This window comes from Elioraea sp. (assembly GCF_051860475.1).
GTDB lineage: Bacteria > Pseudomonadota > Alphaproteobacteria > Acetobacterales > Acetobacteraceae > Elioraea.
The window spans coordinates 1-8,450 of the sequence record NZ_JBHYDW010000169.1; the positions used below are offsets into that span (position 1 = coordinate 1).

General features: G+C 69.6%; 11 protein-coding genes. 6 read left to right on the forward strand and 5 right to left on the reverse strand.

The annotated features are described in order from the left end of the window. The coding region (locus ACTIFU_RS20650; RefSeq protein WP_439580207.1) for an aconitase family protein at window positions 1-580 on the reverse strand (580 nt) is incomplete at its 3' end. Between the two features lie 115 nt (window positions 581-695). On the opposite strand from ACTIFU_RS20650, the gene ccmA reads away from it, so the two are divergent. Together ccmA and ccmB are read left to right on the forward strand one after the other, a co-directional pair. After that, window positions 696-1,295: a heme ABC exporter ATP-binding protein CcmA gene (gene ccmA, locus ACTIFU_RS20655; RefSeq protein WP_439580208.1), complete on the forward strand. Its 600-nt coding sequence runs from the start codon at window positions 696-698 to the stop codon at window positions 1,293-1,295. Beyond that, the gene (ccmB, locus tag ACTIFU_RS20660) at window positions 1,292-1,957 is read left to right on the forward strand and encodes a heme exporter protein CcmB (RefSeq protein WP_439580209.1); all 666 of its coding nucleotides are present in this window, start codon (window positions 1,292-1,294) and stop codon (window positions 1,955-1,957) included. The genes ccmA and ccmB overlap by 4 nt, the downstream gene beginning before the upstream one ends. Window positions 1,958-2,109: 152 nt before the next feature. Here the strand turns inward: ccmB and ACTIFU_RS20665 are convergent, their stop codons facing one another. Beyond that, window positions 2,110-2,481: a hypothetical protein gene (locus tag ACTIFU_RS20665; RefSeq protein ID WP_439580210.1), complete on the reverse strand. Its 372-nt coding sequence runs from the start codon at window positions 2,479-2,481 to the stop codon at window positions 2,110-2,112. A 198-nt stretch (window positions 2,482-2,679) separates the two neighbouring features. Continuing rightward, window positions 2,680-3,702: a serine hydrolase domain-containing protein gene (locus ACTIFU_RS20670; RefSeq protein WP_439580211.1), complete on the reverse strand. Its 1,023-nt coding sequence runs from the start codon at window positions 3,700-3,702 to the stop codon at window positions 2,680-2,682. A 146-nt stretch (window positions 3,703-3,848) separates the two neighbouring features. On the opposite strand from ACTIFU_RS20670, the gene ACTIFU_RS20675 reads away from it, so the two are divergent. Beyond that, window positions 3,849-4,457, forward strand: coding sequence for a hypothetical protein (locus tag ACTIFU_RS20675; protein ID WP_439580212.1), 609 nt, complete (start codon window positions 3,849-3,851; stop codon window positions 4,455-4,457). A 32-nt stretch (window positions 4,458-4,489) separates the two neighbouring features. On the opposite strand, the gene hemB is transcribed toward ACTIFU_RS20675, so the two are convergent. After that, window positions 4,490-5,497: a porphobilinogen synthase gene (hemB, locus tag ACTIFU_RS20680; RefSeq protein ID WP_439580213.1), complete on the reverse strand. Its 1,008-nt coding sequence runs from the start codon at window positions 5,495-5,497 to the stop codon at window positions 4,490-4,492. Window positions 5,498-5,501: 4 nt separating this feature from the next. Beyond that, window positions 5,502-6,818 (reverse strand): O-acetylhomoserine aminocarboxypropyltransferase/cysteine synthase family protein, encoded by a 1,317-nt coding sequence (locus ACTIFU_RS20685; RefSeq protein ID WP_439580214.1) that lies wholly within the window; start codon window positions 6,816-6,818, stop codon window positions 5,502-5,504. Between the two features lie 80 nt (window positions 6,819-6,898). Here ACTIFU_RS20685 and ACTIFU_RS20690 point away from each other — a divergent pair, with 80 nt between their 5' ends. From ACTIFU_RS20690 to ACTIFU_RS20700, 3 genes are all read left to right on the forward strand, one after another. After that, entirely contained in the window at window positions 6,899-7,063 is a 165-nt protein-coding gene (locus ACTIFU_RS20690; RefSeq protein ID WP_439580215.1) for a DUF6898 family protein, read from the forward strand. 90 nt (window positions 7,064-7,153) lie between these two features. Beyond that, complete coding sequence (locus ACTIFU_RS20695) at window positions 7,154-7,831, forward strand: hypothetical protein (protein WP_439580216.1); 678 nt, start codon at window positions 7,154-7,156, stop codon at window positions 7,829-7,831. 55 nt (window positions 7,832-7,886) lie between these two features. Further along, on the forward strand, window positions 7,887-8,450 hold a 564-nt coding region (locus ACTIFU_RS20700), incomplete at its 3' end, for a hypothetical protein (protein ID WP_439580217.1).

The following is an 8,450-nucleotide window of genomic DNA, read 5'->3' on the forward strand; positions in this document are numbered from 1 at the left end:
CCTGCGAGAGATACTCGAGGTTCACCTGGTGGCAGATGCCCGTGCCAGGCGGCACGACGCGGAAGGCGTTGAAGCTCTGCTGGCCCCAGCGCAGGAAGGTGTAGCGCTCGACATTGCGCTCGAACTCGACCTCAACGTTCTTCTGGAACGCGTCCGGCTTGCCGAAGTAGTCCACCATCACCGAGTGGTCGATCACGAGGTCGACCGGCACCAGCGGGTTCACCTTCTGCGGGTTGCCGCCGAGCTTGATCATGCCGTCGCGCATCGCGGCGAGATCGACCACGGCGGGCACGCCGGTGAAGTCCTGCATCAGGATGCGCGCGGGGCGGAACGGCACCTCCTTCTCGGAATGCGCGTCCTTCAGCCACTCGGCGACCGCCTTGGCATCGTCGGTCCTGTAGGTGCGCCCATCCTCGAAGCGGAGGATGTTCTCGAGCAGGATCTTCAGCGTCACGGGCAGGCGCGTCAGGTCGGTGCCCAGCGCCCTCGCCGCGTCCTCGATGGAGAAATAGGCATAGCTCCTGCCGTCCACCGTCAGGGTGCGGCGGGTCTTCAGGCTGTCCTGCCCGATCATGCTCATGGGGGTTCGCTCCGCGTTTGCGCCCAGAAGGCCCACAGCGCCCGGGCGTCTTTGCGGGAGCAGGGCTTACACCATAGGGTGCGGGCGCGTCCATGCGGGGTCGGAAGGGTCAGGGGTGTTCGAGGCGCAGGAACTGGCGGGCGAGCGCGGGGGGCAGGTCGTGTTCGCCGGCGTCTCCTTCGCGCTCGCGCCGGGCGGGGCGCTGTTGCTGACGGGGCCTAACGGGGCCGGCAAGACCAGCCTGCTGCGGGTGCTGGCAGGCCTCGGTCGGGTCGCGGTCGGCGCGCTGCTGTGGGACGGCCGGCCGGCGCTCGAGGACCGTGTGGCGCACGCCGCACGGCTCGCGCTGGTGGGCCACCAGGACGCACTCAAGCCTGCACTGACAGTCGCGGAAACGCTCACGCATGAGGCGCGGATCGTCGGCGGGGATGCCGCGGCGGCGCTCGCGGCGCTTGAGCTTGAGGCGCTGGCGGATCATCCCGTGCGCATCCTCTCGGCCGGCCAGCGACGGCGGGTGGCGCTCGCGCGGCTGGTGCTCGGCGCGGCGCGGCCGCTCTGGCTGCTCGACGAGCCGACGGTCGCGCTCGACGTCGCGGGCGTGGCCACGCTCGGGCGCGTGCTCGCGGCGCACCGCGTGCGCGGCGGGATGGTGGTCGCGTCCTCGCATCTCGCGCTGCCGCTGGAGGATGCGGCCGAGTTGCGGCTTGCCGCATGAGGGCGGTGTGCGGGCTGATCCGGCGCGACCTCGCGCTCGCGCGCCGCAGTGCCGGGGATACGCTGGCAGCGGTGGCGTTCTTCCTGCTCGCCTGCGGATTGTTCCCGTTCGGGGTCGGTCCGGACCCGAACGTGCTGGCGCGGATCGCTCCGGGCGTGGTGTGGGTGGCGGCGCTGCTCGCGGCCCTGCTGCCGCTCGACCGGCTGCTTGGCGCGGACTACGATGACGGCACACTGGATCAGCTGCTGGTGTCGGGGCTGCACCCCGCGGCGATCGCGGCGGCGAAGGCGGCCACGCACTGGCTCGCGACCGCCCTGCCGTTGCTGCTTGCTGCCCCTGCGGGTGCGATCATGCTGAACCTGCCGACCGGTGCGATCCCCGCGCTGGTGATGGCGCTGACAATGGGCATGGCAGTGCTGTCGCTGCTCGGCACTGCCGGCGCCGCGCTGACGCTGGGTGCGCGACGTGGTGGGGTGCTGCTGCCGCTGCTTGTCCTGCCGCTCGCGATCCCGGCGCTGATCTTCGGTGCGGCGGCCGTGGAGGCGGCGGCGCTCGGTCTGCCGGTGCGGCCGCATCTCGCGATGCTGGCCGCGATGCTGGCGGCCGCCCTGCCGCTCGCGCCTCTGGCGGCCGGGGCGGCATTGCGCAGCGCGGCTGAATGATCCCGTCGCTCATGGGTGGCGCCTCGCGCGATCAGGACGACGAGGGTTCAGCGGGCCGATCGTCCTCGATTGCCGAGGGCCAAGCGCACCTGAACGCCGCGGATGGCGGCTTGCCCGGTGTTCCTCTGGATCGTGTCGGTGGGCGGTGACCGTCAGCCGTTCGCGAAGTAGTCCATGATCCAGGCGAATTCCTCGATCACCGCGCCGCTCCTGACCGAGGGCTGGTTTCGTCGCCAGTTCCTGTCGTGGATCTCGCCGTCGCGGATGTAGGTCCAGCCGCCCCCACCCCGGCCTTGCTGCCCGTCGCTCCAGGCCAGCATGGACACCGCGAGGCGGATGTCGCCTCCTACCCTGACGGTGCGCTGGCCCCGGATGCGCAGGTGCAGATGCGGATGCTCAGTCGTGCCGTTCCCGTTATAGTAGAGGTCGCCCCCCGAGCCGCGCACCCAGCCGCGATCGCGGAACTTCTTCGAGATGTCGTCGGTGAACATGTAGGTGATCGGCGACAGTGGCGATCCGGACATGGGCGGGCCTCTCTCGGACGAACAGCGTTGCCGCAAGCGTAGGGCGGCGGTTGCGCGCCGACAACAGGATCACTCCGGCATCCGCATTGTCCCGTCGCCGCGCCCGTACGAGTACGATGGAGGGGATGCGGGATGCCATCGATCCGGGGCATCCGCTCGCGTCTGGGCGGCAAGGATGAGCCATCCGATGGCAGCGCCTCACCCCGCTGATGCTGCCGACGGAATCAACAGCCCGTCCATCAGCCGATGCAGGTCGCGCGCGTGTCCGATCGCGCCGCCCGAACGCTGGGTCGGGTCCGAGGTCATCACCACGCTCAGGCCGAGGCTCGGCACGACGTGAACCATCTGCCCGCCGAAGCCCCAGGCGTAGTGACGCCTGTGCCCACCCGCCTCGGCGAGGAACCAGGCGTAGCCGTGCGGGGCGCCGGTGAAGCGCGAGGCCGTCCGGGGGGTCCAGCACTCGCGGATCCACTGCTCGGGCAGCACGCGCGTGCCGTCGATCGTGCCGCCGAGCCTGTGCAGTTCGGCGAAACGCAAGAGGTCGCGCGGCACGAGCAGCATGTCGTTGCCACCGAAGTAGATGCCCTGCGGATCCCGCGGCCAGGGCGGGATGTCGATGCCGAGCGGTGCGCCCAGCCAGCCGCGGGCGAGCGCGAGCGTGCTGCGGCCCGTGGCGCGGGTGAGCAGGGCGGAGAGCAGGTGCGAGTTGCCGGTCGAATAGAGCATCGGCCCGCCCGGATCAGCGATGAAGGGGCGCGCGAGCACGTGGCGCACCCAGTTGCCGCTGGTCACCCAGCGTCCATAGTTCGCGCCCGATGTGCGCTCCAGCCCGGCGCGCATCGACAGCAGGTGGTCGATGGTGATGGCGTGCAGCCGCGGATCGGGTTGGCGCGGCAGGTGGTCGGCGAGCAGCGGCGCGATAGGCTGGTCCGGGCCGGTGAACACGCCGCGTGCGATCGCGATGCCGACGAGGGCGGCGACCACCGCCTTCGAGACCGACTTGATGTTCGCCGGCCGGTCGAGCGGCGGTCCGGCGAAGCGCCGCTCGACGATGATCTCCCTGTCGCGCGCGACGACGAGACTGTGCAGCGGATCGAGGCTGGCGGCCGTTTCGAGCGCGCGTTCCAGCAGTGCCGGATCCAGCCGACGGGCGTCGGCGGGCCGCGGCACGGCGAGCCCCCCGAGTCCGAGCGCCGCGGCGCGGCGGCTGATCGTTCGCATGGCCTGACCATAGCGCAGGGTGCCGTGCCTGCGGGCAGCGCTCGCGGGCGTTTCATCGCGGACCCGGCGCTTTGCCTTCGTTACGGCCTGCAACTGGCGTAGAGTGGTCCTGCAAGGATCGTATCCGGGTCGAACGAGGCAAGGACATGGCCAAACCCGTTGCATGGACGCATGGCTTCAAGCCTGCCATCACCAAGGCTCAGCAGGACCTGATCCTCTGGTTCGAGGGCATGATCGTCGGCCTCGCGGCGCGCGCCGGCCAGCATCTCGGCGCGCTGGATGTCGAGAGCGCCGGCAAGTTCGGGCTGAAGCTGGAGGAGCGGTTTCTCGCCGACAACCCGAAACCGCACCGCTTCTTCCGCGCCTCGATCGGCTCGACGGTCGAGCGCAAGGTGTATGACGAGCTCTGCGGCCTCTGGACCGGAGCGAAGCGCGTCATCCCGAGCGGCGACTGGGCCGGAGTGTACCAGGGCGAGATCGGCACCAAGGACGACATCGTGACGATCACCTTCGCCATCGAGTATCAGGCGAGCCACTCGCCCGTGCTTCCGTGCGGCTTCAAGAACTCGCGCCCGGACATCCGCCTGTCGATCGGCGCCGGCAGCGACGGGGTGAACTATGAGGCGCTGTTCGACCTGACGTCCGAGGGGCAGGTGGGGCACGTGCTGAAGAAGGGCGACAAGTGGCTGAGCAAGGCGAACGTCGCCTATGTCTCGGAAATCGTCTGGACCAACGACGATATCATGCACAAGTAGCGGCGGAGTCCGGGGAGCCGTTGGCCCCCGGCTTATCTGTTCTTGAGGAGTCTTGCGGCCGTCGGTGCGAAGTAGGTCAGCACCCCATCCGCGCCGGCGCGCTTGAAGGCAAGCAGGCTCTCCATCATCGCCCGTTCGCCATCGAGCCAGCCGTTGCGCGCCGCGCCCGCGATCATCGCGTACTCGCCCGACACCTGGTAGGCGAAGGTGGGCACGCCGAAGGAGTCCTTCACCCGCCGCACCACGTCCAGATACGGCATCCCGGGCTTCACCATCACCATGTCGGCGCCCTCGGCGATGTCCATCGCCACCTCGCGCAGCGCCTCGTCGGTGTTGGCGGGGTCCATCTGGTAGGTCTTCTTGTCGCCCTTCAGCGCCGAGCCCGAGCCGACCGCATCGCGGAAGGGCCCATAGAACGCCGAGGCGTACTTCGCCGCATAGGACATGATCCGGGTGTCGATCAGCCCCGCCTGGTCGAGCGCGGCGCGGATCGCGGCCACCCTCCCGTCCATCATGTCCGACGGCGCGATCACGTCGATCCCGGCCTCGGCCTGGACCAGTGCCTGGCGGCACAGCGCAGCCACGCTCTCGTCATTGGCGACGTAGCCGTCGCGGATCACGCCGTCATGGCCGTGGCTGGTGTAGGGATCGAGGGCCACGTCCCCGACCAGGCCGAGCGCGTCACCCACCGCTGCCTTGACCGCGTGCGCGGCGCGGCACATCAGGTTCTGCGGATTGCCGCTCTCGGTGCCGTCCTCGTCCTTCAGCTCGACCGGCGTGACGGGAAACAGCGCGATCGCCGGGATGCCGAGCGCCACTGCCTCCTCGGCCGCGCGCACCGCCCGGTCGATGGTCAGCCGTTCCACGCCCCGCAAGGACCCGACCGGGTCCGACGCATCCACGCCCTCGCGGATGAAGATGGGCCAGATCAGGTCGCCCGCGGTCAGCGTGTGCTCCGCGACCAGCCGTCGCGTCCAGTCGTCGCGGCGGTTGCGGCGCGGCCGTGTGGTCGGGACGCGGCCGGTGTAGCGATGCAGCACCGCGCTACTCCGCCGCCCGGCGCACCGGCGCGGTCGCGGCCTCGAGCGCCTGGTCGATATCGGCGAGGATGTCGTCGATGTGCTCGATGCCGACCGACAGGCGGACATAGCCGGGCGTGACGCCGGTCGCGAGCTGCTCCTGCTCGTTGAGCTGGCTGTGCGTGGTGCTGGCGGGATGGATCGCGAGCGAGCGCGCATCGCCGATATTCGCGACGTGATAGAGCAGTTTGAGGGAGTCGATGAACGTCCGTCCGGCCTCCTTGCCGCCGGCGAGCTCGAAACCGACCAGGGCGCCGTAGCCGCCCTTCAGGTAGTACTCGGCACGTCGCTTCTGCTCGCCGTCGAAGAGGGACGGGTGAATCACCTTGGTCACCGCCTTGTGCTGCGCGAGATGGGTCGCGACCTTCAGCGCGTTCTCGCAGTGCCGCTCCATGCGCAGGGGCAATGTTTCGAGTCCCTGGAGGAACAGGAAAGCATTGAACGGGCTCATCGGCGCGCCGAGGTCGCGCAGCAGGATCACCCGCATGCGGATGATGTAGGCGATGGGCCCGAGCGGCTTCACCGCCTGGGTCCAGACCGCGCCGTGGTAGGACGGATCGGGCTCGTTCAGCAGCGGGAAGCGCTTGGCGTTCGCCTCCCAGTCGAAATTCCCGCCATCGACGACGATGCCACCGATCGAGGTGCCATGCCCGCCGATGTACTTGGTGGTGGAGTGCATCACCACCGCCGCACCGTGCTCGATCGGCCGGCACAGGACGGGGCAGGCGGTGTTGTCCATGATCAGCGGCACGCCGAGCCTGCGGCCGATCTCGGCCACCTCGCGCACGGGGAACACGTGCAGCTTCGGGTTCGGCAGGGTCTCGGCGTAGTAGCAGCGCGTCTTGTCGTCGGTGGCGCGCGCGAAGGCCTCGGGGTCGGTCGGATCGACGAAGCGCGCCTCGACGCCGAGCTGCTTCAGCGTGTTGCTGAACAGATTCCAGGTGCCGCCGTAGAGGTCGGTCGAGGAGACGATGTTGTCGCCGGCCTGCGCGACGTTCATCACCGCGAAGGTGGTCGCGGCCTGGCCCGAGCCGAGCGCGAGCGCGCCAACCCCGCCCTCCAGCGCCGCGACGCGCTTCTCGAGCACGTCGGTCGTCGGGTTCATGATCCGGGTGTAGATGTTGCCGAGCTCCTTCAGCGCGAACAGGTTCGCCGCGTGCTCGGTGCTGTCGAACTGGTAGGATGTCGTCTGGTAGATCGGCACGGCGACCGCGCCGGTGGCGGAATCGCGCCGGTGGCCGGCGTGCAGGACGATGGTCTCGGGGCGATGGCTGTTCGACATGGCGTTGGTTCCCGGAGCTGCCGGTGATGGTTGGGCGGGACGATAGGGCAGGCGGACGGGCGCCGCTACCCGGACGCGAGGTGATCTACGAGCACCGGCGGGTGGGCGCCTGGCTGCGCGTCGCGGCGGTGGACGCCGCCACCGGGGCGGAGGCGGTGGCCACGGGGCCGGCGGACGCGCCGGCGATGGTGGAGCGGCTCGCGGCGGCCAAACTCCGACGCCTGCTGGAGACCCGCGGGCGTTGAATTCGGCGAGCCGGGGCTGTGATGTGGTTCACAAAGCTAATTGTTTTAGCAGTGTAAAATTCTCCCGACGCAACCAGGAGGACGACTGCCATGTCGCTGCTGAACAAGGCCGCCGATCTGATGCATCGCGAGCGCGGCCTCTTCGTCGCGAACGGGTGGGCAAGGGCCGAATGCGGCTCCTACGGCGAGCGCGACTCGCATGTCTATGAACGGCTCGGCAACCTCAAGCAGGTGAATGGCGGCGTGCCGGATCCGGTGGTCGACCGGCTGGGCGGCTTCGGGCCGCGCTGGTTCATCGACAAGGGCGCGAGCGCGGGGAACTGGCAGGTCGGCGCGAAGGTTCCGGGCGGACTGTTCGGCGTCTCGGTGAAGCTGACCTTCTCGTCCAAGCACGCGGTGGCCTGCTTCCTCGCCGACTACGAGGAGACGCAGCTCCGCAACTCCGAGAAGGTGGGCGACGCCCTCGCCGAGCTCTACCGCAAGAAGGGTAACGACTGGACCATCAAGCGGAAGTGGGCCATCGGTGGGATCGAGGTGAAGAGCGGCTTCATCGTGATGAGCAACGAGAAGGACGTCTCCGTCACTCTCGCCGGCCAGGGCAGGGTGAGCGCGAGCGGCGTGCCGATCTCCTTCGACCTTGCCGGCGTGCAGAGCGGCACGTCGAGCTCGATCGAGATGATCGACCTCAAGGGCAAGGCGCCCTTCGTGCTGCTCGCCGAGGTGAAGGACGGGCTGTTCTCGAAGGCCAGCTGGGGGCCGCTGGGCTGACCGTCGGACGTCGCGCGTTGCCAGGTGCGGCCCGTTCCATCAGGCTACGGGCCGCATGAGCCGCTACTTCGAGGAGCTCGACTGCCAGCCGACGCCGATCGGCTTGCTGAGCCTGCGGCGACGCCGCGAGCTCGCGCTCGGCCTCGATGTGTTCGAGATCAAGCTCGGCGAGCAGTTCCTGATGTCGAGCCTGGTCACCGCCTCCGAGATCGCGCTGGCCCGGCTCGGACTCGCGGAGCTTGCTGGACGGGCCCTTGAGGTGGTGGTCGGCGGGCTCGGGCTCGGCCACACCGCGCACGCCGCGCTGGAGAGCCAGGCGGTTGCTGCCCTGCTGGTGGTCGAGCTGTTCGAGCCCGTGATCGCCTGGCATCGCGAGGGCCTGGTGCCGCTCGGCCGGGCGCTGGCGGACGATCCGCGCTGCCGCTTGGTGCAGGGCGACTTCTTCGGGCTGTCGGCCTCGACCGCGGGCTTCGATCCGGACGCACCCGGCCGGCGGTTCGACGCGATCCTGCTGGACATCGACCACTCCCCGGAATTTCTGCTCGACCCCACCAATGCGAGGTTCTACGAACCGCAGGGCCTGCGCCGACTGGCCGGGCATCTGCGCCCCGGCGGGGTG